This is a genomic window from Aeromonas sp. Lyrl_2 (genome assembly GCF_051948815.1).
GTDB lineage: Bacteria > Pseudomonadota > Gammaproteobacteria > Enterobacterales > Aeromonadaceae > Aeromonas > Aeromonas veronii.
Map to the genome: position 1 here is coordinate 173490 of NZ_JAYJLJ010000007.1, position 26220 is coordinate 199709.

Annotated in this window: 29 protein-coding genes; 18 read left to right on the forward strand and 11 right to left on the reverse strand. The window is 59.4% G+C overall.

What is annotated here, in order from left to right; translation table 11 throughout:
- Positions 1–43: 43 nt before the first annotated feature.
- From VF684_RS08515 to pepE, 5 genes are all read left to right on the forward strand, one after another.
- On the forward strand, positions 44–895 hold the full coding sequence (locus VF684_RS08515; RefSeq protein WP_376899793.1) for a heme/hemin ABC transporter substrate-binding protein: 852 nt from the start codon (positions 44–46) through the stop codon (positions 893–895).
- Positions 892–1923: a FecCD family ABC transporter permease gene (locus tag VF684_RS08520; protein ID WP_005335261.1), complete on the forward strand. Its 1032-nt coding sequence runs from the start codon at positions 892–894 to the stop codon at positions 1921–1923. Before VF684_RS08515 ends, VF684_RS08520 begins: the two co-directional genes overlap by 4 nt.
- 11 nt (positions 1924–1934) lie before the next feature.
- Positions 1935–2747 carry a heme ABC transporter ATP-binding protein gene (locus tag VF684_RS08525; RefSeq protein WP_376899791.1) on the forward strand — a complete coding sequence of 271 codons (813 nt, stop codon included), beginning with the start codon at positions 1935–1937 and terminating at the stop codon, positions 2745–2747.
- Positions 2748–2977: 230 nt separating this feature from the next.
- Positions 2978–4339 (forward strand): endonuclease/exonuclease/phosphatase family protein, encoded by a 1362-nt coding sequence (locus VF684_RS08530; protein WP_376899789.1) that lies wholly within the window; start codon positions 2978–2980, stop codon positions 4337–4339.
- A 244-nt stretch (positions 4340–4583) separates the two neighbouring features.
- On the forward strand, positions 4584–5321 hold the full coding sequence (gene pepE / locus VF684_RS08535; protein WP_376899787.1) for a dipeptidase PepE: 738 nt from the start codon (positions 4584–4586) through the stop codon (positions 5319–5321).
- Between the two features lie 120 nt (positions 5322–5441).
- Here the strand turns inward: pepE and VF684_RS08540 are convergent, their stop codons facing one another.
- The 3 genes from VF684_RS08540 to dnaB form a co-directional block, all read right to left on the reverse strand.
- A complete protein-coding gene (locus tag VF684_RS08540) occupies positions 5442–5861 on the reverse strand; it encodes a secondary thiamine-phosphate synthase enzyme YjbQ (protein WP_139730830.1) in 420 nt (139 codons plus the stop codon).
- Complete coding sequence (gene alr, locus VF684_RS08545) at positions 5861–6934, reverse strand: alanine racemase (protein WP_139442003.1); 1074 nt, start codon at positions 6932–6934, stop codon at positions 5861–5863. Before alr ends, VF684_RS08540 begins: the two co-directional genes overlap by 1 nt.
- A 191-nt stretch (positions 6935–7125) precedes the next feature.
- Positions 7126–8520, reverse strand: coding sequence for a replicative DNA helicase (gene dnaB, locus VF684_RS08550; protein ID WP_026035132.1), 1395 nt, complete (start codon positions 8518–8520; stop codon positions 7126–7128).
- Between the two features lie 363 nt (positions 8521–8883).
- Here dnaB and VF684_RS08555 point away from each other — a divergent pair, with 363 nt between their 5' ends.
- On the forward strand, positions 8884–9744 hold the full coding sequence (locus VF684_RS08555; protein WP_005362538.1) for a Tim44 domain-containing protein: 861 nt from the start codon (positions 8884–8886) through the stop codon (positions 9742–9744).
- A 181-nt stretch (positions 9745–9925) separates the two neighbouring features.
- Here VF684_RS08555 and ushA read toward each other — a convergent pair whose 3' ends face one another.
- The gene (gene ushA / locus VF684_RS08560) at positions 9926–11650 is read right to left on the reverse strand and encodes a bifunctional UDP-sugar hydrolase/5'-nucleotidase UshA (protein WP_005335278.1); all 1725 of its coding nucleotides are present in this window, start codon (positions 11648–11650) and stop codon (positions 9926–9928) included.
- A 268-nt stretch (positions 11651–11918) separates the two neighbouring features.
- Between ushA and VF684_RS08565 the strand changes: the two genes are divergently transcribed.
- The 3 genes from VF684_RS08565 to VF684_RS08575 all read left to right on the forward strand — a co-directional run bounded on the left by VF684_RS08565 (position 11919) and on the right by VF684_RS08575 (position 13725).
- Entirely contained in the window at positions 11919–12263 is a 345-nt protein-coding gene (locus VF684_RS08565; protein ID WP_064335603.1) for a DUF2956 domain-containing protein, read from the forward strand.
- Positions 12264–12406: 143 nt separating this feature from the next.
- Entirely contained in the window at positions 12407–12742 is a 336-nt protein-coding gene (locus VF684_RS08570; RefSeq protein WP_139442001.1) for a hypothetical protein, read from the forward strand.
- 113 nt (positions 12743–12855) lie between these two features.
- Positions 12856–13725, forward strand: a complete 870-nt coding sequence (locus VF684_RS08575) for a hypothetical protein (RefSeq protein ID WP_139442000.1) — start codon at positions 12856–12858, stop codon at positions 13723–13725.
- A gap of 54 nt (positions 13726–13779) precedes the next feature.
- Here the strand turns inward: VF684_RS08575 and VF684_RS08580 are convergent, their stop codons facing one another.
- Both VF684_RS08580 and fkpA read right to left on the reverse strand, forming a co-directional pair.
- Positions 13780–15186: a sigma-54-dependent transcriptional regulator gene (locus tag VF684_RS08580; protein WP_376899783.1), complete on the reverse strand. Its 1407-nt coding sequence runs from the start codon at positions 15184–15186 to the stop codon at positions 13780–13782.
- A gap of 151 nt (positions 15187–15337) precedes the next feature.
- The gene (fkpA, locus tag VF684_RS08585; RefSeq protein ID WP_005335283.1) at positions 15338–16141 is read right to left on the reverse strand and encodes an FKBP-type peptidyl-prolyl cis-trans isomerase; all 804 of its coding nucleotides are present in this window, start codon (positions 16139–16141) and stop codon (positions 15338–15340) included.
- Positions 16142–16259: 118 nt separating this feature from the next.
- Between fkpA and VF684_RS08590 the strand changes: the two genes are divergently transcribed.
- A complete protein-coding gene (locus VF684_RS08590) occupies positions 16260–17228 on the forward strand; it encodes a hypothetical protein (RefSeq protein WP_118854657.1) in 969 nt (322 codons plus the stop codon).
- A gap of 14 nt (positions 17229–17242) precedes the next feature.
- Positions 17243–17458: a SlyX family protein gene (locus tag VF684_RS08595; RefSeq protein ID WP_005335285.1), complete on the forward strand. Its 216-nt coding sequence runs from the start codon at positions 17243–17245 to the stop codon at positions 17456–17458.
- A gap of 100 nt (positions 17459–17558) precedes the next feature.
- Here the strand turns inward: VF684_RS08595 and slyD are convergent, their stop codons facing one another.
- Both slyD and VF684_RS08605 read right to left on the reverse strand, forming a co-directional pair.
- Positions 17559–18230 carry a peptidylprolyl isomerase gene (gene slyD / locus VF684_RS08600; RefSeq protein ID WP_440174147.1) on the reverse strand — a complete coding sequence of 224 codons (672 nt, stop codon included), beginning with the start codon at positions 18228–18230 and terminating at the stop codon, positions 17559–17561.
- 143 nt (positions 18231–18373) lie between these two features.
- On the reverse strand, positions 18374–18577 hold the full coding sequence (locus VF684_RS08605; RefSeq protein WP_005335287.1) for a YheV family putative zinc ribbon protein: 204 nt from the start codon (positions 18575–18577) through the stop codon (positions 18374–18376).
- Between the two features lie 39 nt (positions 18578–18616).
- On the opposite strand from VF684_RS08605, the gene VF684_RS08610 reads away from it, so the two are divergent.
- The 3 genes from VF684_RS08610 (at position 18617) to VF684_RS08620 (ending at position 21382) form a co-directional block, all read left to right on the forward strand.
- Positions 18617–19276 (forward strand): hypothetical protein, encoded by a 660-nt coding sequence (locus VF684_RS08610; protein ID WP_139441998.1) that lies wholly within the window; start codon positions 18617–18619, stop codon positions 19274–19276.
- 153 nt (positions 19277–19429) lie between these two features.
- Positions 19430–20329, forward strand: coding sequence for a chemotaxis protein (locus VF684_RS08615; protein ID WP_005335289.1), 900 nt, complete (start codon positions 19430–19432; stop codon positions 20327–20329).
- Positions 20330–20395: 66 nt separating this feature from the next.
- Positions 20396–21382 (forward strand): hydrolase, encoded by a 987-nt coding sequence (locus VF684_RS08620; protein ID WP_139441997.1) that lies wholly within the window; start codon positions 20396–20398, stop codon positions 21380–21382.
- Here VF684_RS08620 and VF684_RS08625 read toward each other — a convergent pair.
- On the reverse strand, positions 21361–22512 hold the full coding sequence (locus VF684_RS08625; protein WP_139441996.1) for a GGDEF domain-containing protein: 1152 nt from the start codon (positions 22510–22512) through the stop codon (positions 21361–21363). The genes VF684_RS08620 and VF684_RS08625 overlap by 22 nt on opposite strands.
- 97 nt (positions 22513–22609) lie before the next feature.
- On the opposite strand from VF684_RS08625, the gene VF684_RS08630 reads away from it, so the two are divergent.
- Genes VF684_RS08630 through VF684_RS08640 form a run of 3 tightly spaced genes read left to right on the forward strand, consistent with a single transcriptional unit; the run spans position 22610 to position 24306 of the window.
- Entirely contained in the window at positions 22610–22834 is a 225-nt protein-coding gene (locus VF684_RS08630) for a YheU family protein (RefSeq protein WP_005335298.1), read from the forward strand.
- A 52-nt stretch (positions 22835–22886) separates the two neighbouring features.
- Positions 22887–23756, forward strand: a complete 870-nt coding sequence (locus VF684_RS08635; protein ID WP_005335299.1) for a phosphoribulokinase — start codon at positions 22887–22889, stop codon at positions 23754–23756.
- Between the two features lie 16 nt (positions 23757–23772).
- Positions 23773–24306, forward strand: a complete 534-nt coding sequence (locus VF684_RS08640; protein WP_139441995.1) for a DUF4136 domain-containing protein — start codon at positions 23773–23775, stop codon at positions 24304–24306.
- Positions 24307–24447: 141 nt separating this feature from the next.
- Here VF684_RS08640 and VF684_RS08645 read toward each other — a convergent pair whose 3' ends face one another.
- Both VF684_RS08645 and VF684_RS08650 read right to left on the reverse strand, forming a co-directional pair.
- Positions 24448–24744 carry an MliC family protein gene (locus VF684_RS08645; protein WP_040067985.1) on the reverse strand — a complete coding sequence of 99 codons (297 nt, stop codon included), beginning with the start codon at positions 24742–24744 and terminating at the stop codon, positions 24448–24450.
- 93 nt (positions 24745–24837) lie between these two features.
- The gene (locus VF684_RS08650) at positions 24838–25242 is read right to left on the reverse strand and encodes an OsmC family protein (RefSeq protein ID WP_005362569.1); all 405 of its coding nucleotides are present in this window, start codon (positions 25240–25242) and stop codon (positions 24838–24840) included.
- A gap of 300 nt (positions 25243–25542) precedes the next feature.
- On the opposite strand from VF684_RS08650, the gene crp reads away from it, so the two are divergent.
- Positions 25543–26181 carry a cAMP-activated global transcriptional regulator CRP gene (crp, locus tag VF684_RS08655; RefSeq protein ID WP_005335304.1) on the forward strand — a complete coding sequence of 213 codons (639 nt, stop codon included), beginning with the start codon at positions 25543–25545 and terminating at the stop codon, positions 26179–26181.
- Positions 26182–26220 lie beyond the last annotated feature (39 nt).

The window sequence follows — 26220 nt, forward strand, 5'->3', positions numbered from 1 at the left end:
TCTCGGCGGCACACCCGTTTCATTCACCCCTTCGGAGGTTAGCATGGGCCGTCGTCTTGCCCTCGCCATCACCCTGCTCTGCAGTTCACTCTCTCCCTTCTCTGCCGTTGCCGCCGACGGCCAGAAAGAGCGTATCGTCAGTATCGGCCCGGCCACCACAGAACTCATTCTGGCCCTTGGCGGTGAATCGAGCCTGATCGCCACCGATGTCAGCAGTCCCTTGCCAAAAGGGTTGCCCAAGGTGGGTTATCACCGGGCGCTGGCCGCCGAAGGGATCCTGAGCATCTCCCCCACCCGACTGGTGGGCAGCGACGAGATGGGGCCGGCCCCGACCCTGGATCAGCTGCGCCGTGCCGGGGTCAAGGTGGAGGTGCTGGATACCGCGCCGACTCTCGCCAACCTCAACCAGCGTATCGACACCCTCGCCAGCCTGCTGGGCGATAAAGCCGCTGGCGATCGCCTGAAGGCAGAGATCCAGGCCCAAACCGCTCAGCTGGCGGCGCAAGCCAAACAGAACAAACCGCTCAAGGTCGCCTTCCTGCTGCTGCACAAGGGGCAACCCACCAGCATCGCCGGGGGGGACACCACAGCCAGCGCGCTGATCTCGCTGGCAGGCGGCATCAATCCGGTCGCCGAGTTGCGCAACTACAAGCCGGTATCCGCAGAATCCCTCATCGAGATGCAGCCCGATCTGGTGCTGGTCAGCGGTCGTGACTGGCAGCAATATGCCGATCCGGCCAAGGTGCTGGCGGAAGTGCCCGCCCTGGCCGCCACCCCGGCTGGCAAGCGTAACGCCATTCACGCCATCGACGGCCACGCCCTGCAAGGGGGCCTGAGCCTCAACTCCCTGCAACAGGCGAACCAGATCGCCCAGTGGATCAAGCAGGGGTCATGATGCGCTTGCCCCTCTCCTGGCTGCTGGCCTTCACCACGGCTGCACTGGCACTGTTGCTGCTCGGTTCGCTGGCAACCGGCCCCATGACCCTCACCCTGGGCGAGAGTCTGCGGGCGCTGTTTGCCGGGCAGGAGAGCGGGATTGAGTCACACAAGCTGCTGATCGTGCAGGAAATTCGCCTGCCGAGAACCCTGCTCTGCATCGCAGTGGGGGGGATCCTCGGGCTCTGTGGCGCCGTGATGCAGGGGCTGTTTCGCAACCCCCTGGCTGACCCCGGCATCATAGGTGTCTCCGGCGGTGCGGCGCTCGGCGCGGCGCTCGCCATCGTGCTGCTGGCCCCCCTCGGCCAGCAGCTGCAAGCCACCATCGGGGTTGGTCTGCTGCCGCTGCTCGCCTTTCTCGGCGGCGCGCTCACCACCACCCTAGTTTATCTGCTCGGCACCCGTGAGGGCGGCACCTCGGTCACCGTCATGCTGCTGGCCGGGGTCGCCATCACGGCGCTCTCCGGTGCAGTGATCGGCCTGCTCACCTATCTGGCGGACGATCAGATGCTCCGCAATCTGAGCCTGTGGCAGATGGGCACGCTGGCGGCAGGCAAACCGGCCGATGTGGCGCTGGCCCTGCTCACCCTGGCGGCCCTGCTGTGGCTCTTTATGCGCGATGCCAATCCCCTCAACGCCCTGCTGCTGGGTGAAGGAGAGGCTCGTCATCTGGGAGTCAATGTGCAATCCCTCAAGCGCCGCCTGATTCTGCTCACCGCCGCAGGCGTCGGGGTGGCGGTAGCGGTATCGGGGATGATCGGCTTCGTCGGGCTGGTAGTGCCCCATCTGGTGCGCCTGCTGGCAGGCCCCAACCACGTCAGGTTGCTGCCTCTCTCGGCCCTGCTTGGCGCCGCCCTGCTGCTGGCAGCCGATATGCTGGCACGCACCCTGCTGGCCCCGGCCGAGCTGCCGGTGGGCATCATCACCGCCCTGCTCGGCGCCCCCTTCTTCATCTGGCTGCTGGTAAAAGGCCGCCGCGCCCTGTGATACGGACTGTTATGCAACCACTCTCATCCTCACTCTCCGCCCCCCTGTTGAGCTGCAGCCGACTCAGCCTGCGCCGTGGCCAGCGCCAGATCCTGGATGGGCTCAATCTCGACCTCGAGAGCGGTACCCTCACCGCGCTGCTCGGCCCCAACGGGGCGGGCAAGAGCTCACTGCTCAAGTGTCTGACCGGCGAGCTGGAATATGAGGGTTCCATCACCCTGTTTGGCGCAGATCGCCAGCAGTGGGACAGCAGCCAGCTGGCCCACCGACTCGGGGTATTGCCGCAAAGCTCCTCACTCAACTTCCCCTTTCTCTGCGAGGAAGTGGTCGCCATGGGGCGCTTGCCCCACAGTGAACCGGCGGCGCGGCGTGACGAAATTGTGGCGGCGGCCATGAACCATGCCGGGGTCGAGCATCTTGCCAAGCGGCTCTATCCGGGGCTCTCCGGCGGCGAGCGGCAGCGGGTGCAGTTTGCCCGGGTGCTGGCGCAGATCTGGCAGGCCCCCTCTCCGACCGAGCAGGCCGAGCAACCCCGCTTGCTGCTGCTCGACGAACCCACCTCGGCGCTGGATCTGAAATACCAGCATCAGCTGCTCACCATGGCGCGCGCCCTGGCCAGCCGCAATACAGCTGTGCTGGTGGTGCTGCACGACCTCAATCTGGCGGCGCGCTATGCCGACCGGCTGGTGATGCTGGAGCGGGGCAAGCTGATGGCCGATGGCACGCCTGCCGAAGTGCTCACCCCCGAGCTGATCGCCCGGCTCTATGACTATCCGGCACAGGTGATCCACCACCCCGAGAGCGGCCTGCCGATGGTGGTGTGACAAATTCAGAGTGCGGTAACGGCTGGAAGCGCGCTATTCATCCCGGAAACTGCAGCATATAAACCGGTTTTTCACACCCCATATCGCCCTGCTAACATTCATCATCGCCAGATATGTGGTGTGAATATCCTCACACTTTGCTCAGGCAAAATCCCCGCAGCATCGCCGTCTACTTATAATGGCGCCGCCTCACAGAAGGCATAACTCATTGATGCTACGGAATAATTACAATGAAAAATATCAACAAGACCCTACTGGCCGCTGCCATCTCCCTCGGGATGCTGGCTGGCTGCAACAGCGACAACGACTCAAAGGCAGCTGATCCCATGGTTCGTTTTGCCACCTTCAACCTCTCTTTTGACCGCACTGCCGCCGGTATGCTGACCGGTGAGCTGGCCTTGACCCGCACCGAGCAGGATGCCCTGCTGGCGCGCCTCGCCGAAGGGAGCCTGAGCGGCGCCACGGAAACCAAAGCCAAGAACGTGCAGCAGATCCGCAACGTGGCGGAGATCATCCAGCGCACCCGTCCGGATGTGTTCCTGCTCAACGAGTTCGACAACGACGGCAAAGGCGAGAGCACCGCCGATCTGAAAGCCTTCAACGACAACTATCTGGCCCACGCCCAGCACGCAGAGGTGACGGCCATCAGCTATCCGGTGATGCAGAACTTCGCCACCAACACCGGCCTGATGAGCGGTTATGACCTCAATTTGGATGGCAAGGTCAACAGCGGCCCCGACGATGCCTGGGGCTTTGGCAACTACCACGGCCAGTACGCCTTTGCGGTGATGTCCAAATACCCCATCGACACCAAGCAGATCCGCACCTTCCAGAACTTCAAGTGGAAGGATATGCCGGGCGAGCAGAACCCCATCATCGATGACTGCAACAATCCCAAGGTCAAGATCCCGGCCAGCCGCCAGTGTGGTGATGCCTGGTATTCAGACGCAGCCTGGCAGCAGTACCCGCTCTCCTCCAAGAACCACGCCGATGTGCCGGTACGGATCAAGACCGAGAAAGGGGAAGAGGTGATCCACTTCCTGATCTCCCACCCGACCCCGCCGATCTTTGCCAACGCGGCGCGTCACACCGTCAAGCACAACCGCGCCGAGATCGCCTTCTGGAACGATTACGTCAAGGGTCTCAACTACATGACCGATGACAAGGGCACCAAGGGTGGGCTGGCCCAAAACGCCAAGTTCGTTATCGCGGGTGATCTCAACGCCGATCCGCTCACCGGTGACGGTGACCTGACCGCCATTCAGGATCTGCTAAACAACCCGCTGATGAATCAGGCCATCACCAATGGCACCCTGATCCCGGTCAGCGAAGGGGGCCCGGAGTGTGTCAGCAAGGGGGCCGACTGCAAACGCAACCTCAATCGCCCCAACCCGGAACGCATCACCAACTCCAGCGTGCTGCAGCTGGATCACGTCATCCCCTCCGCCAACCTCAACGCGGTCAAAAGCGGCGTCTTCTGGCCTGCCAGCTTCGAGGCCGGTTATCACCTGGTCTATGATGCGAAACTCGGCATCGCCAAAGGGGTCAGCTCGGATCACCGCATGGTGTGGGTCGATCTCAAACTCGACTAACTCTGCCATGACCCCGCTGCGGCGGGGTCTTTTATTGGCGATGGGTGGCGAGCTGACCACTGCTCGTTAATCCACCGCTTGGCATTGAGTTATCCATCCATAACTCATCCATAGCCGTTGAATAGGCCCTCCGATCACAGAACCGCCACGCCAATGGTGGTAGCATGCCCGCTCTTGCCATCCGGCCGCACGGCGGATCCGGTGGCCCTCCCTCCTCCGCTTTCACTTTTTGAGGAACGATTTGATGGAACTGCTTCTGCTTAGCAATGGTAAAGCCAACGAATTTCCGGGTCTGCTCGGCTGGGCCCGCGACCGGGTGCAGAGCCTGCTGGCTCGCAAACAGGTCAAGCGCATTCTGCTCATCCCCTACGCGGTGATCCGCAGCGACTGGGATGCCCGCGCCAATGATCTCACCGAGAGCCTCGGGATCGAGACCATCAGCATTCACCACTTCGATGATCCGGTCGATGCCATCAATCAGGCCGACGCCATCTTTATCAGCGGCGGCAACACCTGGCGCCTGAATCAGCTGCTGCACGAAAATGGCCTGATCGTGCCGATCCAGCGTGCTGTGCGCGAACGTGGCGTCCCCTATGTGGGCTGGAGCGCTGGTTGCAACGTGGCGACCCCGAGCATCCGCACCACCAACGACATGCCGGTCTGCAACGCCGCCGTGCTGCCAGCGCTGGGCCTGTTCCCGCTGCAAATCAACCCGCACTATCTGGATGCCAGCATCAGCGGACACATGGGCGAGACCCGCGACGAGCGTCTGGCTGAGTTCTGCGCCATCAACCCGAGCGAATATGTGGTGGCCCTGCGTGAAGCGAGTCTGCTGCAAATCACCGGAGAAAACGGCAGCGAGCGTCTGGAGTACTGGAGCGCCCGCGCGCAGGACTTCAAGATCTTCAAACATGGCCAGGAGCCGCAAGCCCTTATGGACGCGAGCCCACTGGCCGAGCTGACCCCCTTCAAGGTCGGCTGAGCCACGCAGAGCGCCCTGCCACTTGCCAGCGGATAGCTCGCGAAACCGTAAAAACAAAAGAGGGATGGCTTGGCGCCATCCCTCTTTTTTATCGTCATCTTTCAGCTGGTTGTTGTCTGATTACTCACCCTGCAGGGTCACCAGCACCTTGCGGGCGCCACCATCGACGCGATGTTCGCCAAGCCAGATCCCCTGCCAGGTGCCGAGCGCCAGCTGACCATCGCGGATCGGCAGTTGCAGGTTCACCCCGAGCAGGGAGGATTTGATGTGGGCGGGCATGTCGTCCGGCCCCTCACAGGTGTGGCGATAGTAGGGGGCATCTTCCGGCGCCAACCGGTGCAGATGGGCCTCCATATCGCTGCGCACGCTGGGGTCGCAATTCTCGTTGAGGGTGAGCGAGGCGGAGGTATGTTGCAGCAGCAGGTGCGCCATGCCAATCCGGTAATCCGCCAGCATCGGCAGCTTGGCCACCAGCTCGTCCGTCACCAGATGAAAGCCCCGCGAACGGGGCTTCAGAGTCAGCAGGCACTGCTGCCACATCAGACGTACTCCATAAAGACACGGGAGGTGAGCTTGGTGATGAGCTCGTACGGAATGGTGCCAATCTCATCGGCCACCCGCTCCACCGGCAACCCCTCGCCCCACAGTACCGCCTCGTCGCCGGGTTTGTCGGTCGCGCCCGGGCCCAGATCGACGGTGCTCATATCCATGGAGACACGCCCCACCAGCGGCACGATGCGGCCGTTGATCAGCACGGAAGTGCCATTGGGCGCCATGCGCGGATAACCGTCACCGTAGCCGATGGCGATCACCCCGAGCCGGGTATCGCGATCCGACACCCAGTTGGCGCCGTAGCCCACCGGCTCGCCCGCCTTGTGATCCCGCACCGCAATCAGCTGGGTCTTCAAGGTCATCACCGGCTGCAGGTCGTAATCGGCCGCTACCGTGTTGGGGAACGGGGAGACGCCATAGAGGATGACGCCGGGGCGCACCCAGTCGCAGTGGGAGTCCGGCCAGGCCAGAATGCCCGCCGAGTTGGCCATGGCTCGCTCACCCAGGAGCGGCGCGGTCAACTTGCTGAACAAGTCGATCTGCTCGCGGGTGGTGGGCTGCTCCAGCTCATCGGAACGGCTGAAGTGAGTCATGATGTTGAACGGCTGCACCACGTTCTTGCACTTGCCGAGGCGCTCGATAAAGGCGGGCATCTCGTCAGCCCGCACCCCGAGCCGGTGCATGCCGGTGTCGAGCTTGAGCCAGGCCACCACGGGGGCTGGCAGCTCGGCCTGCTCCAGCGCTTCGAGCTGCTCCCAGGTGTGAACCGCCGTCTGCAGATTGTTGGCCGCCAGCACCGGCAGGTCGTCGGCGGAGAAGAAGCCCTCCAGCAGCACGATGGGCTTGACCACGGCGCAGGAGCGCAGCATCAGCGCCTCTTCGATACGGGCCACCGCATAGGCATCCGCATCCACCAGGGTGCGGGCGACCGGCAGCAGTCCGTGGCCATAGGCGTTGGCCTTGACCACAGCGATGATCTTGCAAGCGGGAGCGTGGCGCTTGACCACGGCGAGGTTGTGGCGCAAGGCCGCAGTGTTGATTTGGGCAGTAGCCGCTTTCATGGTTTTCCCTTACGAGGGCACAAATGGTCTCCCCCTCATCGGGCAGAAGACCGCCACTCACTTATCGTCGTCGAAGGCCGGACCGGCATAATTGTCGAACCGGGAAAACAGGCTCTGAGCGGCAGCCAATGACTGGCTATCGGTCAGGGCAGTCGTGGTAATGGCTAATCCGCCATCACCTTGGGTTTACATCAATAGTCGTCATCAAACGCCGGACCGGCGTAGTTGTCGAACCGGGAGAACTGACCCTGGAAGGTGAGGCGCACCCGACCGATAGGGCCGTTACGCTGCTTGCCGATAATGATCTCGGCAATCCCCTTGTCCGGGCTGTCATCGTGATAAACCTCATCACGATAGATAAACATGATCAAATCCGCATCCTGCTCGATGGAGCCCGATTCACGAAGGTCCGAGTTGACCGGGCGCTTGTCGGCCCGCTGTTCCAGGCTTCGGTTCAACTGGGAGAGCGCCACCACCGGGCACTGCAGCTCTTTCGCCAAGGCCTTGAGAGAGCGGGAGATCTCGCCGATCTCCAGGGTACGGTTATCGGAGAGCGCCGGCACCCGCATCAGCTGCAGGTAGTCCACCATGATCATGGATAGGCCACCGTGCTCGCGTGCCACCCGACGGGCACGGGAGCGCACATCGGTCGGGGTGAGGCCGGAGGCGTCATCGATATACATCTTGCCCTTTTCCAGCAGCAATCCCATGGTGGAGGAGAGGCGTGCCCAATCCTCGTCGTCGAGCTGACCGGTACGCACCTTGGTCTGATCGATGCGACCGACCGAGGCGAGCATACGCATGATGATCTGCTCGGAGGGCATCTCCAGCGAGAAGATAAGCACCGGCTTGTCGGCGGTGAGGGCCGCATGCTCGCACAGGTTCATGGCAAAGGTGGTCTTGCCCATGGAGGGACGGGCCGCCACGATGATCAAGTCCGAACGCTGCAAACCGGCGGTCATCTTGTCGAGATCGTTGTAACCGCTCGATACCCCGGTCACCCCGTTGTGGGGGGTCTTGAACAGCTCTTCAATCTTGTCGACAGTCTGCTCGAGGATCAGCTTCAGGGGCTGGGGCCCCTCGTTGGCGCTAGTGCGCTGCTCGGCAATCTTGAATACCTTGCTCTCGGCAAGATCCAGCAGATCGCCGGAGGTACGGCCCTGTGGCTCGTAGCCTGCTTCGACTATCTCGTTGGCGACCGAGATCATCTCCCGCACCACCGCCCGCTCGCGCACGATTTCGGCGTAGGCGTTGATGTTGGCGGCACTCGGGGTGTTCTTGGCGATCTCCACCAGATAGGCGAAGCCGCCCGCCTCTTCCAGCTGTTCGGAGCGCTCCAGCTCCTCCTGCAGGGTGATGAGGTCAATGGGGTTGCCCGCGTTGGAGAGGCGGGTCATGGCCTGGAAGATCAACCGGTGCGGACGGCTGTAGAAATCCTGATCGATCACCCGTTCGGCAACCCGATCCCAGGCATCGTTATCCAGCATCAGGCCGCCCAGTACGGACTGTTCGGCCTCAAAAGAGTGGGGAGGAACTTTCAGCTGTTGTGTCTTGGCGTCTTTTTTCGCCGTCACTTGCTCTGCCATACACATAAAAACCGCAGCGGGAAGGGGACGGGAATTTTACAAAAGAAAGCCAACTACGGCGAGCCCTATCTGGCGGCTCATACCATCATAAAGGGCCAAACCAGAGTCTGCTCTACCTTGACCATTTTGATTTTGCTTCGCATTTTGCGCTCCTTGCGACTCAATCTTCTGCTTTTCATCCGGTTTACTCCTCTTGTTTGACGCCGCATCGCGGCTACCTCGTTCATGAATAATTCATGCCAGAGGTGATATTGATGAATACAAGCTGCGACACAATTAGGGACAGGCAGCCTGCCATGCGCCTTGCTGAGCTTGCCAAAGCGGAGCATGCCCCACCCACAGACGAGAGTGAAAAGAGTCAAAATGAAAAAGATGCTGACCCTGTTTGCCGTGATCCTGGCCATTGGCCTGGGGGCACCTCACGCCGAAGCCAAGAAATTTGGCGGCGGCAAATCCTTTGGTAAAAGTTACAAAACTGCGCCGGCCCAGCCTGCGGCCAAACCGGTCGACAACAAGAATCCAACACTGAATGCCCAGACTCCGCCGAAAAAGAGCGGCATGATGGGTGGCCTGCTGGGCGGCCTGCTGGCTGGCGGCCTGTTTGCCTACCTGCTGGGCAGCGGTGCCTTTGAAGGTCTGCAAGGAATGGACTTCCTGCTGATCGCCCTGCTGGCGCTGGGGGCAGTCTTCCTGATCCGTACCCTGCGCAAGGGCAAGGTCGCTACGCCAGAACCACAACAGGCGGCCTATGCGGGCTATCAGCCACCGCAATCCGCTGCCCCGCAGCAGTTTGAGCAGAGCAACAGCGCACCGCAAGCCACCGGCTTTGCCGACAGCGACGTGCCGTTCCGCCTGCCGCCAGGCTTTGACATGAACAGCTTCCTGGCCGGTGCCCGCGATCACTATCGCACCCTGCAAGAGGCGTGGAACAAGAACGATCTGGAAAAGGTGCGCGAGTACGTCAGCCCCGAGCTGTTTGAGCAGCTCAAAGCCGAGCGCGCCGAACTGACTGGCGACCAGCACACAGAAGTAATGTATGTGGATACCCAGCTGGTACGCGCCGACTACGGCAGCGACTGGGCTCAGGTGAGCGTGCGCTTCAGCGGCCGCTACATGGACCGTCAGGAGCAGGTCGAAGAAGACATCAAAGAGGTGTGGCACCTCGAACGCGATCTGGCCAAGAACAATGCCCCCTGGCATATCGTTGGTATCGAGCAGCTGTAAGGTTTAGATTGTCACTACGCAAGAGGCGGCCCATGGGCCGCCTCTTTTCATTTCATCCCCTCACCTGACCAGATACGGGCGAGAGCTATCGTCATTGATACCGCTCCCCAAACAACGACAAAGGGCAGCCACCGGCTGCCCTTTGGGAGCACATCTGGGGGCTATGCGCCCCGCTGACGAATCAATTACACCCTTCGGTAGAGGCAGAGTTCAGATAGCTCACCTCATTACCTGGCTGATAATCGGCCACGTTGATGGTCTTCTTGATCTCGATGTACTCCTTCAGCACGGCAGCATCGACCAACCCGGCGTTGATGGTATCGATCTTCGGATAGCCGTCACCACCGGAGGCGCTGAAGCTCGGGATCGCGAAGCTGTAGGTTGCTGCCGGATCAAACGCCTTGCCACCGATACTGGTGATATTGACACTCTTGGCCTGACAATCCACCGCCATGTTGATACCGCCAAACTGGGCATAACCACCGGTATTGCGGGTCTTGCTTGCCACCTGGCCCAGATAGGTCGCCAGATCGCTTCCCTTCATGACAGCCTTGTTGACTGTGTTGCCAAACGGGTGTACCAGCAGCACGCTGCGGTAGGTGATATCACCGGCCGGGATGCTGTCACGGACGCCGCCAGAGTTGACGATACCAAAGTCGACACCCAGCTTGCTGCTGGTCGCCGTGGTGATGAGGCGACCCAGGTTGGTCTGCTTGTTGCGAACCGAGTTGCGATCACCAACCAGCAAGCCATCTGCCGAGCCAATGACGACATTCAGCTCTTGCTGACCTTTCTCCTGGTAACCCAGCAGGGTGTTATACAGCTCGGGATCCTTGGTGATCTCGTCCTGTACGAACTGCATCTTGGCCGGGTCCTTGGTTACGGCGCCGTTGGCATCGATCGCTTCTCCCTTGGCGTTGCGCTTGATCAGGTTGACCGGGATCAGGTCATAGCTGGTCAGGGTCAATTTGCCATTCTGGTACTCAAACTGGGCACGGCCCACATACTTGCCCCACTCGTGGGCCTGCATGATCCAGGTGCCGTTTTGCTGGTCCGGTTGGCAGTTATCACCCGGTTTGAAATTGGCGTACTTGTTGGTGGTACCCGGTTCCATACAGACCGGATTCTGGGAGTGGCCACCAATGATGGCATCCAGAGTCCCTGCCGGCAGTGCACGAGCCATCTCTACATCGCCCGGCGCATTGCTGCCGTGCTGACCATTCTCGTAATGGCCCATGTGAGTGATGGCGAAGACCAGATTGGCCTCCTTGTTGCTGCGTATCTGCTGGCCCAGTTTGGCCGCCTCGCTGGTCGGATCGCGGAACTCCAGGGTCTGCACGTTGTTGGGGTCAACCAGCTGGGCGGTATCTTCGGTGGTCAGGCCCAGTACGGCGACCTTGAGACCGCTCTCCAGCTTGAACACCTTGTAGGGGTCAAAGTAGTGTTTGCCGCTGGCCTTGTCATAGATGTTGGCCGAGAGCATGGGGAACTGGGCCCACTTGCGCTGCTTCTCCAGTACGCTGAGGGGATTGTCGAATTCATGGTTGCCCACCGCCATGGCATCGTAGCGAATGTTGTTCATCGCCATGAAGTCAGGCTCGGCGTCCTGCAGATCGGACTCCGGCACCCCGGTATTCACATCACCACCGGAAAGAACCAGTACGTCACTGCCAGCAGCCTTGGCATCGGCACGCAGCTGCTCGACCAGAGTCTTCTGGGCAGCCATACCATACTCATTTTCAGCGTTGTGCCAGAAACGGCCGTGGGTATCGTTGGTGTGCAGGATGGTCAGTTTGCAGACATTTTCGGTGCAGGGTGCAACGGTGTCATTGCTCGAGGTATTACAGCCAGTCAGTGCAGCAAGCACGGCCAGTGCCACGCCACCTTTGATAAAGTTATTATTCATTTCCATATCACCTTGATTGTTTTGTTATTTATCAACCCTGTCCAGCGGGTCGGGCGCCAATATAACAAACAACAGATGACCGTTTTTCATCGATGACTCACAAATTCTGCTAATTGTGATCTTCGGCCCAACATCCGGCTTCCTGCTGATTTATCAGGTTTTTTGTTGAGCAGTCACTCACTTGCTCCCCTCCCGCACCAAGGAGGCGCCACCCGGACGCGCCTTTATGGCATACTCCCCAGCCAGCCATGCCCGAGGAGATGATTTGATGGCCAAGTACGACAAGATTTCCCCCGAGACCCAGCAGGAGGCGATGAAAATTGCCCGTGCCAACCAGAAGCCGGGGCAGACCAAGGAACAGACCCAACTTATCGCACAAGGGATCCAGAAAGGCATCGACGAATACAAGAAACAGATGAAGGCGCGGGCCCGCGAAGCGAGCCGCCAGAAAAAATTGCAGGCCAAAGCCAGGCAGCCACAGGGCGCGCCCCAAATCGAAGAACAAGACGATCAGCTGGAGCTGGTTGAAGTAAGCCATCAGCATCCCCTGCCCTGGATCTTGCTGGTGCTGAGCTGGCTGGGATTTGCAGCAGCCTGGTTCTGGTTGCATTAAGACGCGCTAGCAAACCTTTATCCGGGATCCTCTTCACAGCCCGGGCCCGGGCTGCTGGTGATTACCTGCGAAGAGTGGTTAAATCCCGCGCCTCTTGCACCGGACAACCGGTTTTTTGACGATCAGTTTTCAGGAAAGATGTTATGAACCCCGCTCCGCTCTATCTGCTGGCCCCTTTTGTTCTGTTCCTTGTGACCATGCTGCTCTATCGCATTTCGCCGCTGCGGGCGGTCGCCGCCGGTGGGGTACGCTGGTTTATCCTGCCGGCCTTCACCGTGTTTATTTTGCTGATCATCATCAATGGTGCCGCCGATCCCGCCCTGCGCGATCCGGCGTTCCACTGGTTGATGCCGGGCCTTGGCTTTGCCCTGAGCCTGTTTCCGGCCCTGCCCAAGGCGCTGGTGCCACGGCTCGCCATCAAAGAGGGGGCCTTTGCCGCCCTCGGTCTGATGCTGATGAGCCTGGCTATGGTCTACTGAGCAACCGGCCACAGCCATTAACATGACTCAAGGGGCGCTCTGTGACGGGCGCCCCTTGTACAAACAATGGCCTGCAGGCATCTTGGTGACAGGATAACCAGCAAGGAGGCCAAATGGACAATCCGCCCGATTTCATGGCGCTGTGGGATTATCAGGATCCCGCCGCCAGCGCATTGCGTTTTCACACCCTTCTTCCCAAAGCGCGCACCGCCGCCGACCTGCAACTCGAACTGGAGTTGCTGACCCAAATTGCCCGCACCCACTCGCTGCAGCGCCAGTTTGCCGAAGCCCATCAGCTGCTCGACGAGATAGAGCCCCGCCTCACCGACACAACCCCCAGAGCGCGGATCCGGGCCCTGCTGGAACGGGGCCGCACCTTTAACTCGGCGGGCGACAAAGCCAGTGCCAAACCGCTGTTTGAACAAGCCTGGCAATGGGGGCTCAAGGAGAAAGAAACCTATCTCGCCATCGACGCCGCTCACATGATCGCCATCGCCGCACCACTGGAAGAGCAGAGCCGCTGGCATCAACTGGCGATGGAGCTGGCGGAACGCAGCAGTGACGAGAAGGTGCGTGGCTGGCTGGCCCCCCTTTACAACAATCAGGGCTGGACCCTGTTCGAATTGGGCCGCTTTGATGAGGCGAAAATCCAGCAGCAGAAGTGTCTGGCCTGGCATCTACAACATAACCAGCCGGCCAAGGCGTTTATCGCTCGCTGGAGTCTGGCTCGCCTGACCCGGGCCCAGGGTCAGCACCAGCAGGCGCTGGCAGAGCTGCACCAGCTCAAGGCCGATATGGCCGAGGCTGGCGAACCAGAGGATGGTTATCTGTTCGAGGAGCTGGGGGAGAATGCCTTGGTACTCGACGATCCGCTGGCCGCGGAATACTTCTCCCGCGCCTGGTTTCTGTTGTCGCAGGACCGCTGGTTCAGCGCCAACGAGGGGGAGCGACTGGCCCGCCTCAAGCGCCTCGCCAAACTCTGATCCCCAAAATAGCAAGGGCGGCACACTAGCCGCCCTTTCTGCTGGCAAAATGGTTCAGGCCCGATTGGACTCTTCCCACCCCTGCTTTTTACGGTAAATGGTGGAGGGGCTGATCTCGAGCAGGGCCGCCGCCTTGGGAATATTGCCATCACAGCTGGCGATGGCCTGTTCGATCACCTCTTTCTCCACCAGCCAGAGCGGACGAATTGGCCCGTTGGCCACCCCGGTGGTGGCCGGAGCCGATGTCACCGCTGCCGCAATCGCAGCCGGCAGCTGGGGGCGAACCCCATTGAGCGGTGGCGGCAGAATATCCGGGCTCACCAACTCCTTATCATTGAGCACCACGATATTGCGCACCACGTTCTGCAGCTCGCGTACGTTGCCAGGCCAAGGGTAGTCGAGCAGCACTCGCGCCGCCTCGACATCGAAATCCTTGAAGCGTTTGTTCTCCTCCTTGGCGTAGCTCTGCAACAGGGTACGCGCCAGCAGCAGTATATCCTCACCCCGCTCCCGCAGCGGCGGCAGGGTGAGGGGAATGACGTGGAGCCGATAGTAGAGATCCTCGCGAAAACGGCCCGCTTTCACCTCCACCAGCGGATCCCGGTTGGTGGCGCAGATAAAGCGCACATCCACCGTCTCGAGCTTGCCGCTGCCGACTCGCTGCACTGTGCCGGTCTGGATAAAGCGCAGCAGCTTGCTCTGCAGATCCAGGTCCATCTCGCAGATCTCGTCGAGAAACAGGGTACCGCCATCAGCCAGACTGGCCGCCCCTTTGCGATCCCCCTGGGCACCGGTAAAAGAGCCCTTCACATGACCAAAGATCTCGCTCTCCATCAAATCGTGGGGAATGGCGGCGCAGTTGAGGGCAATAAAGGGCTGTTCGCTGCGGGGACTGCACTGGTGAATCGCCTCGGCACACACCTCTTTGCCGGTGCCGCTCTCGCCAGTGATAAAGACGGTCGCCTTGCTGGGCGCAGCGCTCTCGATGATGCGATAGACCGCCAGCATCGACATGGAGGCACCGATAAAACCGAAGAAGGAGCTGCGCTCGAAGTTCTCCCGATAGTGGGCAACCAGCGAGCTCAACTGCTGGTGTTTCAAGGCATTGCGAACGGTGGCGCAGAGCCGCTTGCTGTCAAACGGCTTGGTCAGAAAATCGAAGGCTCCGAGGCGCATCGCCTCCACTGCCACATCCACCGAACCATGGGCGGTGATCACTACCACAGAGCAGGGCAACTGCTGTTCGGTGATCATTTGCAGAATATCCATACCGGACATATCCGGCAGCTCCAGATCCAGCAGCACCACGGGGGGAGGACTTGCCAGCAACTGCGCCAACGCTTGCTGACCACAGTCGGCCAGCACCACCTCATACCCCTCCTGGCGCAGGTACTGTTCATAGACCACCGCCAGACTACGTGTATCTTCCACCAGCAGGACACGCGATTTATTTTCAGCCACTGGACTCATCCTTGTATTTGATTCTGCGATCTATTTTGCCTTATTTTCGCGCGCAAACCCAACGCCAAGACAGCTCTGTTATCCCGCGATTGCAGGGAATACACAAGTAAAAACGGCTCCTTAAGGAGCCGTTTTTCACTACAAGAAAAGATTACTTCTTGGCATCGTCTGCAGTCGGCTTCTCGATAGCCAGCAGCTCAACGTCAAACACCAGTACGGCATTCGCCGGGATGGAGCCTGCACCGTGCTCGCCATAGGCCAGCTTGGACGGCAGGAAGAACTTGAACTTGGAGCCAACCGGCATCAGCTGCACACCTTCGGTCCAACCCGGGATAACCTGGTTGAGCGGGAAGGTAGCCGGCTCGCCGCGATCGACGGAGCTGTCGAACTTGGTGCCGTCGGTCAGGGTACCGGTGTAGTGCACCTTGACGATGTCGGTAGATTTCGGCTTGGCGCCAGTGCCCATCTTCTCGACCACGTACTGCAGGCCGGATTCAGTGCTCTTCACACCCTCTTTCTTGGCGTTGGCAGCCAGAAACTCTTCGCCCTTCTTCAGATTCTCAACGGCGTCTTTCTCGGCCTTGGCCTTGGTCAGCTCGTTGATCTTGGCGTCGTAATCCTGCAGCACCTTCTGGATCTCTTCATCAGTCATCTTGGCTTCTTTGCCCAGACCGTCAGTCACCCCTTTCAGGATCACGGCGTTGTCCAGTTTGATGCCCAGTTCCTGCTGACGCTCCAGGGTATTGGCGATGTAACGACCCATGGAGAGGCCAATTGCGTAGCCAGATTGCTCTTCAAAGCTCTTGGCTTCGGCCTTGGTCGCCTCTGCCGGCTTGCTGGCTTCTGCCTTCACTTCGGCGGTATTGGCCGCAGCAGGCTTCTCGTCTTTTTGGCAAGCAGTCAAACCGACGGCAACGGCCGCCGCCAACAGGGACACCTTCAGAAATTTGTTCATCAGTTTCTCCAAACTCCAAATACCGCTCTCGGTTCCATCGTGAAATGAGAGGTTTATCGTGATAAGCGCCTTATACTAACGCCGTGATCGCAGGTAACAAAAGCGTGAGACCGCAAAAATGATAAAAAGTGCCATTTATCTGGTGAGCCTCTGTTTAATGCTCACCGGTTGCGAGCAAAGCTCCCAACCCAACCAGCAAATGACCCTCGCCAGCACGGGTCTGCTGACCGCAGATCTCTCCAGTGATGGCAAGCAGGCCATCGTCTCCAGCATCAGCCAGGGCATCATCGTCTGGGATCTGGAACAGAACCGTCAACGCTGGCGCTGGAAGCAATCCGACTCTGCGGAAGACCTGGTATTCATTACCCGCTTTTCCGAAGGCAACAGCCATGCCGTCACCGCCACCCCAGACACCTTTGCTACCTGGCGGCTGAACGACGGGCAATCACAAGGCTACTACTCACTTCCTGAATCCAGGCTGAGGGACATCGCGCTCTCTGCCGACGGTCGTTATGTGCTGATCGGGCGAGAAGATGGCAAGGCCGAGTGGCTCGATACCCGAAGCGGTCGTCGTCTGCAGTTTCTGGGGCACACCGAACAGGTCAATACGGTCGATCTCTCCGCTAACGGTCGCTACGCCCTGACCGGAGGCAACGACTACAGCGCCTATCTGTGGGATACCCGTAGCGGGCAGGTGATCTGGCGCTTCAACCATGGTGGCCGGGTGATCATGGCCAGACTGGAGCCGAGCGGCCGCTACGCCTTCACCGCCGACAGCAGCCGGGCCAGCATCTGGGATCTGAAAACCGGCAAGGAGGTGAGTCAGCTGAAATATGATCACCGCTTCGAGGTCTACACCAGCGCCCGCTTTGCCAACGATGGCAAGTGGCTGATCACCGGCGCCCCTTCCCGTCAGCTCTCCCTGTGGCAAGTGAGCGATGGTGCCCTGCTGCAGAGCTGGCGCGTCTCGCCGCAACCCAAGGTGAAACCGCCCAGCGCAGTGGTCTACGGCGTCGCTTTGCGCGACAATAGCCACCTTGTCAGTGCCAGCTCCAGTGGTCTGGCCGAAATCTGGACAATCAAGTAAGGACCCGAAGGCCCATGAGTCAGCAACTTAACGATCGCATCGAAACCCTGGAAACCCGTCTCGCCTATGCGGAGTACACCATAGAGCAGCTCAACGACGAGGTAACCACCCAGGGCCGTGAACTCGATCGGCTCAAATACCAGATCCAGCTGCTGATCGACAAACTGCAAAGCGTACAACCCAGCCAGATTGCCAGCATGGCCGAAGAGACCCCGCCGCCGCACTACTGATCCGGCGCCATCTCTGGTCAGGCAACATGGTTCGGCATCACTGTCAGCCAATAAAAAACCCGCGAGTATCGCGGGTTTTTTATCATCGGCATGGCCGTGATCAGTGGTGATGGCCTTTGCCACCACAACCGCTGCCACCGCAGCAGCCGCCGTGACCATGGTCGTCACCGTGGTCGTGACCATGATCGTGACCGTGGCCAGCACCACCGCAGCAACCGCCGTGGCCGTGATCCTCATCGTGGTCGTGACCATGACCGCCACAGCAGCCGCCGTGATCGTGGTCATGACCGTGATCGTGACCGCAACCACCGGCACCGTGAACGTGGCCGTGAGACAGCTCTTCGGCAGTGGCGGCGCGCACGTCCTTGATCTCGACCTTGAAGCCCAGAGTCACGCCAGCCAGCGGATGGTTGCCATCTACCTTGACGAACTCTTCGGACACTTCAACCACGGTCACCGGACGGTGACCATCGTCGGTTTCAGCCACAAAAGTATCCCCTTCGGAGACTTCCATGCCGTCGAACAGCTCGCCCGGTACTTCTTGTACCAGTGTCTCGTCATATTCGCCGTAGGCCTGGCTCGGTGCCAGAGTCACTTCGAAGGCTTCACCTACCGCGCGACCTTCCAGCTCGGCTTCCAGGCCTGAGACCAGGTAACGGGTGCCGTGCAGATAGACCAGCGGCTCTTTGCCGACAGTGCTGTCGATGACTTCACCGTGCTCGTCGGTGACTGTGTATTCCAGCGTAACCACGCTCAGAGGAGCTACTTTCATGTCAGGATCCTGCGGATAGAAAAAAACGGGCTCAGAATACCCTAAAAAGCGGGCCGCGCATATGGCGTGCGGCGCCACGGAGTGACGAAAAAAACGGCAGCAGCGTCAGCGAGAAGGCCCGCATTCCACCCGCCGTTGCCTTATCAGGGGCGAAACACCCCGATCACCTCTTCCGCCTCGCGAGTCTGCTTGTCGACCTCGGCAGGCGTTTGTACCTGGGTATCGCCACAGGCGACGCAGGTCACCTTCTCGACTCCATGCTCCAGATACAGCATCATGTTGTCCAACTTGCCGCACGCCGGGCAAACCGCACCGGCAATGAAGCGTTTTTTACGTCTGGTTTCCATATTTGTTACCTCCAGGCAGCATCATATCAGGGTTTTTACATGCATCACGCCATCGAGTATCACCATTTTTCCTGCCAGGGCCTGCACGCCGGCAACCGCAAACGAACTCCGGTCGGGCAGCTGTTGCGGATCACCCGGGGCGCCGCGTTGCTGAGACTGGGTCAACATGAGCTGTTGCTGCCGGCTGGCAGCAGCTTCTGGCTCTGCGCCGATGCCCTTGCGGCCTTCAGCCCCCTCAGCGGTTGCGAGTACGATCAGCTGAATGTCTCTTTGCGCGTGGCTCAGCCGCAGCAGGCAGGCTGGCTGCAGACCCCCCCGCTGCTCGATGCCCTGCTCGACTCGCTGGCCCGGTGGCAACGTCCGAAAGAGTGGCAAGGGGCCTACGGTCAGCGACTGCAGGTGATCCTGGATGAGCTGCAACAGTGTGCCATCAGCCAGCAGGGTCACGGTGAGCTGCAAGCCTGCTGGCAAGCGCTGGCCAATGGCCAACCGGAGTCTCTGCAACTGTGGGCACAACAAGTCGATGCGCCAGTGGAAGGGTCTGCATTGCAACAACAGTGGCAACTGCTGCAGGCGCTCAGATTGCTCAAGGGCGGCAGCAAACCCGCGCAGGTGGCCAGCAAGCTGGGTTATGCCGATGAGACCGCATTGCAAGCGGCCTGCCAGCAGTGGGGCGTTGGCGAGGATGGTGATCAATAACCGGACGCCGGTGTGAGTGCGCGAACGAAATTGGCTGAATGAGTCCAGTTTTTTGCCAGATGGTCGTTAACAAGGAAGGGCCATTCCCCCCGTAATCCTTTATGCTAGAGGCCTGAAGTGACTGCCAACGTTTCGACCAACAGGACATCTGCCATGACGAGCAAAGCCAATCAATCCCAGGGCATGTTGCTGTTTCACCTTTCAGCCAAACAATCCTTTGCCATCGGTACTCTCAAAGTGAAGGAGATAGTGCCCTACACCCAGCTGACGGCAATGCCCCACTCGCACCCGACCGTGTTGGGGGCCGCCAATATGCGCGGCTCCACTATTCCGGTGATCGACATGGCGATGGCGGTAGGCTATCGCCCCATCAGCAAGGAGGAGATGCCCCACTGCTTCATCATCATTACCGACTGCCGCCGTACCCTGGTGGGCTTTCTGGTACGGGGCATCGACAAGATCACCGAGTGCAACTGGCGCGATATCGAATCGCCCCCCGCCTCCCTCGGCCACAATGTGTTCGTAACCGGCGTGACCCGGGTCAATGACCAGCTGATCCAGCTGCTGGATGTGGAGCTGATCCTCTCCCGGGTCTATCCGGATGATCCGAGCCACCTCTATCCGGTACTGACCGATGTGCAGCGGGAACGGATCAAGCCGATGCGGATCCTGCTGGTTGATGACTCTTCGGTCGCCCGCCGTCAGCTGATGGCCGCCCTCGACTACATCAATATCCCCTATGAAGTCTGCACCAATGGCAAGGATGCACTGACCCTGATGCAGACGCGGGCGAGCCAGAAGACCCCAATCGACATTCTGGTGAGCGATATCGAGATGCCGGGGCTTGATGGCTACGAGCTGGCCTTCGAGGTACAGAGCGACAGCAAACTGGCGGGGGCCTACATCATCTTGCACACTTCGCTCTCCAGCGAGATCAGCGTGGAGCGGGCCCATCAGGTGGGTGCTCATGAGGCGCTGACCAAGTTCGAGGCCAATGAGCTGATCCAGGCCATGCTGCGCGGCGCCGAACATCACGATCGCCTGCTGAAATAAGCCAATGACTGGCGGGAGGAACACGCCTCCCGTCCTCCTTATCTTCGACCCAGACCGACTGACCCCATGCTGACCGAGAGCCACTTCCACGCCCCCTGGTGGGCCCGCAATTCTCATCTGCAGACCATATTGCCCAAATGGCTGCGCCGCACCCCTGCCCGATTTGTGGCGGAGCGGTTTGAACTGCAGGATGGGGACTTTGTCGACCTCGCCTGGAGCGGGGAAGTCAGCCTTGATGAACGGCCGCTGATAGTGGTGTTTCACGGGCTGGAGGGGAGCATTCACTCCCACTATGCCAAGGGATTGTTCGCCCATCTGCAGCAAGAGGGCAGAGAGGCTGTGCTGATGCACTTTCGCGGTTGCAGCGGCGAGCCCAATCGCCATCTTCAGGCCTATCACTCCGGCGCCATCGGTGATGCGCAGGAGCTGATTGCCGAGCTGAGCCAGCGCTTCCCGGGCAAACCGCTGATCGCCATCGGCTTTTCACTGGGTGGTAATATGCTGATCAATCTGCTGGCGCGGGGCTGTCCTGCGGCATTGAAAGCGGCGGTGGTGGTCTCGGCCCCGCTGCAACTGGCGAGCTGCGCCGAGCGGGTCAATCAGGGCTTCTCGAAGGTCTATCAGAACTATCTGCTGCGCACCATGCGCCGCAATTTGCTCAGCAAGATCCGCCAGCAGCAGAAAGCGAGTGAACGCTGGCAACCTCGACAAGTGGAACAGATTGCTACCCTGCGCGATTTTGACGAGCTGGTCACCGCGCCACTGCACGGCTTTCACAGTGCCAACCACTACTACCAGAGCTGCTCGGGGCTACCGCTGCTGGCTCAAATCCCCATCCCTACCCTTATCCTGCACGCCGCCGACGATCCCTTTATGTCACACGCGGTCATTCCCCGGCCGGAGCAACTCTCGCCCACGGTGCGCTATGAGTTGAGCCAGCGCGGCGGCCATGTCGGCTTTTTGCACGGCACGCCCTGGCGGCCGCGGTTTTGGCTGGATGAGCGGATCAGCCGCTGGATTGCCGAACAGAGTCACTCTGTAACACAGAACTGATTGCGTCCCGACTCCTTGGCCCGATAGAGCGCCTGATCGGCCCGCTCCAGCAACTGGCTCGCCTCTTCGCCGGAGACATTGCTGGCAATCCCCTGACTCACCGTCACCCAGGGGGCAACATCGGACGCCAGATGCTCCAGCTGCAGGCTGGCCAGGCCATCTTGCAGCCGCTGCGCCACGCTGGCCGCCGCCTGACGGTCGGTATTGGGCAGCAGCAGCACAAACTCCTCTCCGCCATAGCGGGCCACCAGATCAGATGGCGTGCGAACCGCACGGTTGAGCGCTTGTGCCACCTCCTTGAGGCACATATCCCCCACCTGATGGCCGTAGTGGTCGTTGAAGCGCTTGAAATAGTCCACATCGATCAGGATGAGCGATAGCGGAGCGCCGCTCTCCTGGCTATGGGCTAACGCGCGATCCAACTCGATATTGAAATGCCGCCGGTTGGCGACACCGGTCAGAGGATCTTGCTTGGCGAGCTGATCAAGTTTGCGTAGCAGCGTCAGATTTTCATGCTCCCGCATGATCGCCAACTCAAACCAGCGGTGCAGCATGCGGCGGCCGACCTCCAGCGCAATCACGCCAAACAACACGCCAAGCAGGTAGATCTGGGGAAAATCGACGCGTAAAAAGAGTTCCAACCCCACACCCACCGTCATCGGGCCCAAGAGATAGCCATAAAAAACCTTGCGATCGGGATAAAATGCAATGAGCGCAGCCAGCAGGTTGAGCCGCATGATCCCGTTGGCATAACTGACCCCTCCCCGCAGCTCCACCTGACCAATCGTGTAGATGTGCAGCGTCCAGAGTCCGCCCCATAGCACCATCACCAGCGCAGCCATCCGTAACCAGAGGCGATCCTGCAGATGGTCACAAAACAGGCTGACAACAGGTAGCAGCAATAGCACCACCATGACCAGGGCCAGCTCACTCTGAAAGCGCCAGGGCAAGCTGTCATCACTGGCGAGCCCGACCTGGCTGTAAACCTCGTAGCGTATCGAAAGAAACAATACCACCAGACAGTTCAACAACCAGAACCACACCATGCCTCGGGCAATCGCCTCTCGACGTGCGCTGTCCAGATGCTCTGTCAGGGTTAACGGCGCGCTGCGCTGCGCTTCAGACAACATCTCTCAGACTCCGGTGAAAAGGTAAAAAGTGATTGCATTCGCGGGATTCAACACAACAATAGCCTGACGATCACCTCTTTTGCTGTGAGACCTTTAAATGATCATTCCCTGGCAAGAACTGGACGGCGACACCCTGACCAACCTGATCGAACACTTTGTGTTGCAGGAAGGAACCGAATATGGAGAGCAGGATGTACCGCTTGGCGTCAAAGTCGATGCAGTGAGAGAACAATTACAGCAAGGCAAAGCTGTCATCGTCTATAGCGAGCTGCACGAATCGGTGAATATCGTGATGAAAGACCGCTTCATCGAGCAGTCTTGACCCAACCGCAATCCGGACCTTATAACGGAATTCCCAAGGAAGAGAGAATCCCATGTCGGCCAAGCACCCCATTATTGCCGTTACCGGTTCGTCCGGAGCCGGCACCTCCACCTCCACCAACGCCTTTCGCTCCATGTTCCATCAACTGGGATATACCGCGGCTGTGGTGGAAGGTGACAGTTTTCACCGCTACACCCGACCGGAAATGGATGTAGCGATCCGCAAGGCGCGCGAACAGGGGCGTCATATCAGCTATTTTGGCCCTGAGGCCAATGACTTCGGCCTGCTGGAGAGCTTTTTTCAGGGCTATGGGCAGGATGGCAATGGCCAGTATCGCCGCTACCTGCACAGCTTTGACGAGGCAGTGCCCTTCAACCAGATGCCCGGTACCTTCACACCCTGGCAGCATCTGCCCAGCAATACCGATCTGCTGTTTTATGAAGGGCTGCACGGCGGCGTGGTCACCGAGGATCACAATGTGGCGCGCCACGTGGATTTTCTGATCGGCGTAGTGCCCATCGTCAATCTGGAGTGGATCCAGAAGCTGATCCGCGATACCTCGGAGCGAGGGCATTCCCGCGAGGCAGTGACCGACTCCATCGTTCGCTCCATGGATGACTACATCAACTTCATCACCCCGCAGTTCTCGCGCACCCATATCAACTTCCAGCGAGTACCGACGGTGGATACCTCCAACCCCTTCAGCGCCAAGGTGATCCCGAGTCTGGACGAGAGTATGCTGGTGATCCGGTTTCGCGGTATCAAGCAGGTGGATTTCCCCTACCTGCTGTCGATGATCGATGGCTCATTCATGTCGCGGATGAACACCATAGTGGTGCCGGGTGGCAAGATGGGCTTTGCGATGGAGCTGATCCTGCGCCCGCTCATCCAGCAATTGATCGAAACCGGCAAAATAACCTGATTCAAAGGAGTTCACGATGCGGCTTGCTTATCTCTCTGTGGCACTGCTCGCCCTGCTTGGCGGTTGCAGCAGCGGGCCAGCGGCCCCCACGCTAGAGTCCGGTACCATGCTGGTTCGCCCGATGGGCAACTGGACCTATGGTGCAACCCCGCGCTACGCCCTGGCCGAACAGTATCAATTTGCCGGTGAGTTGGCGGAAGGGTGGCTGGAGCCAATGCAGCAGGCGGTAAGCCGGGAGCTCAATGGCAAGGGGTGGCAGAGTGCACCGCTCGACGAGGCGGATCTGTGGGTCGCCATCGGCGTCGCAGGCGGCAAGGATATGAGTGACGGCGAGATTTTCGCCCGTCTTGGCATGACGCCCGGGGTATATGCCTCGGCCAACCAGCGCAAAGGGTCGCTGGCCATCGTGCTGCTCGATCGCAAAACCCAGAAAGCGGTCTGGAGCAGCATCATCCAGCTGACCAGCGACGTGAGCATTGCAGACACCCAACGTCAGGCGCTTAGCCAACAGCTCGCGGCCGAGCTGCTCAATCGCGTCCCCACCAACTAGCGCTTGTTTAGTGATAACGGATGGATAGAAAAACGGCTTGCTTCCCGGCAAGCCGTTTTTTGTGGTCTCAACCTCTTGACCCAATCCGGCCTAGGCCAGACTCGGACATAAAGCTGCACGCCTTCAGATATCTGTGGCCACTTATTTAAGCGTACAGGTCAGCAGCGTCACCCCTTTCTGGGTGAGGAGAGCCTGTTTGTCCTGATTCCAGAAGGTGGTGACACTGTCGGAATATTTGGCGCCAGATTCAGACTCAACACGCGCCAGCTTGTGATAAACCCCGGCATAGGGGAACTGCACCATGTCAGCCTGGGCATCATAGGTAACGGCCAGCATCTCTTCGCCACACTGGTATTGGCTGTATTGATACTGGGTAGGTTGTGGGCTACTGCACGCCGCCAGGCCCAAAAGGGGAAGCAGAGCGATCAATTTTTTCATTGCACTTTCCTTATGTAATGGCTTTATGTCATGGCCTTGTGCAGTGGCCTTACGTAACGGCCTTATGCCAGGGTACCAACGAAACTATCGTTATCAAGCTTCAACAATTTGATAACTATGGGTAATTTGTACCGCTTTTTCCAACATCAGGGAAACAGAACAGTATTTTTCCATCGACAGATCGACCGCTCTGGCCACCTGTTTCTCTGCCAATCCCTTGCCCGTCACCACGAAGTGCAGATTAATCTTCTCGAAAACCCGGGGCACGCTATCGACCCGTTCGCCACTGACATCAACATGGCATGCGGTCACCGACTGGCGCGCTTTTTCGAGGATGGAGACCACATCAATGGAGCTGCAGCCACCGACCGCCAGCAGGATCATCTCCATCGGGCTGGCCCCCTCACCGGGGTTGGCACCATCCAGGATCACCTTGTGACCGGATTCACTCTCACCCACAAACTTCATCCCTTCCACCCAGCTGACCTTGGCTTTCATCTCGCACTCTCTCCTGTTAATCATAATGATGGATCCCTAGCATAACCCAGTCGCTTATCTCTGCCGAACAGGGGGAGTTGGGATGGAAATAGATCAAAATCAACATCTCCGACCTCTATCTTCCCTAGAATGGCCGAAGCGGCGCAGCAGGCATTACTCAAAGGGCTCTGTCAAAAGCCCGCAAAGCCTTGTCAGCACAGGCAAAGGCTCTTATCCTACTGCGACCAATACAAGGAATGGCAAGATTGGCAGCTTGCCCGGACGCACAAGTCCATAAAAAGACACTACAGAGGAATTCTCATGGTCATTGGCAAACCGCAAAGCGATCCCACCCTGGAATGGTTCTTGTCGCACTGCCACATTCATAAGTATCCCGCCAAGAGCACCCTGATCCATGCGGGTGAAAAAGCGGAGACCCTCTACTACATCGTCAAGGGCACTGTGGCCGTCTTGATCAAGGACGATGAGGGCAAAGAGATGATCCTCTCCTATCTGAACCAGGGTGATTTCCTGGGCGAGATGGGGATGTTCGAGGAGAACGAGAACCCCGAGCGCTCCGCCTGGGTTCGCGCCAAAGGCTCTTGCGAAGTGGCAGAGATATCCTACAAGAAGTTCCGCCAGCTGATCCAGGTCAACCCGGACATTCTGATGCGTCTCTCTGGCCAGATGGCCAAGCGCCTGCAACACACCAGCCAGAAAGTGGGTAACCTCGCCTTCCTGGATGTGACCGGCCGGATCGCCCAGACCCTGCTCAACCTGGCCAAACAGCCGGATGCCATGACCCACCCGGATGGCATGCAGATCAAGATCACCCGTCAGGAGATCGGCCAGATCGTCGGCTGCTCTCGTGAAACCGTGGGCCGCATCCTGAAGATGCTGGAAGAGCAGGAGCTCATCTCTGCTCACGGCAAGACCATTGTGGTATTTGGCACTCGCTGATGACCCGTCCGCAGGCCTGACTGAGGCCTTGGGATAAAA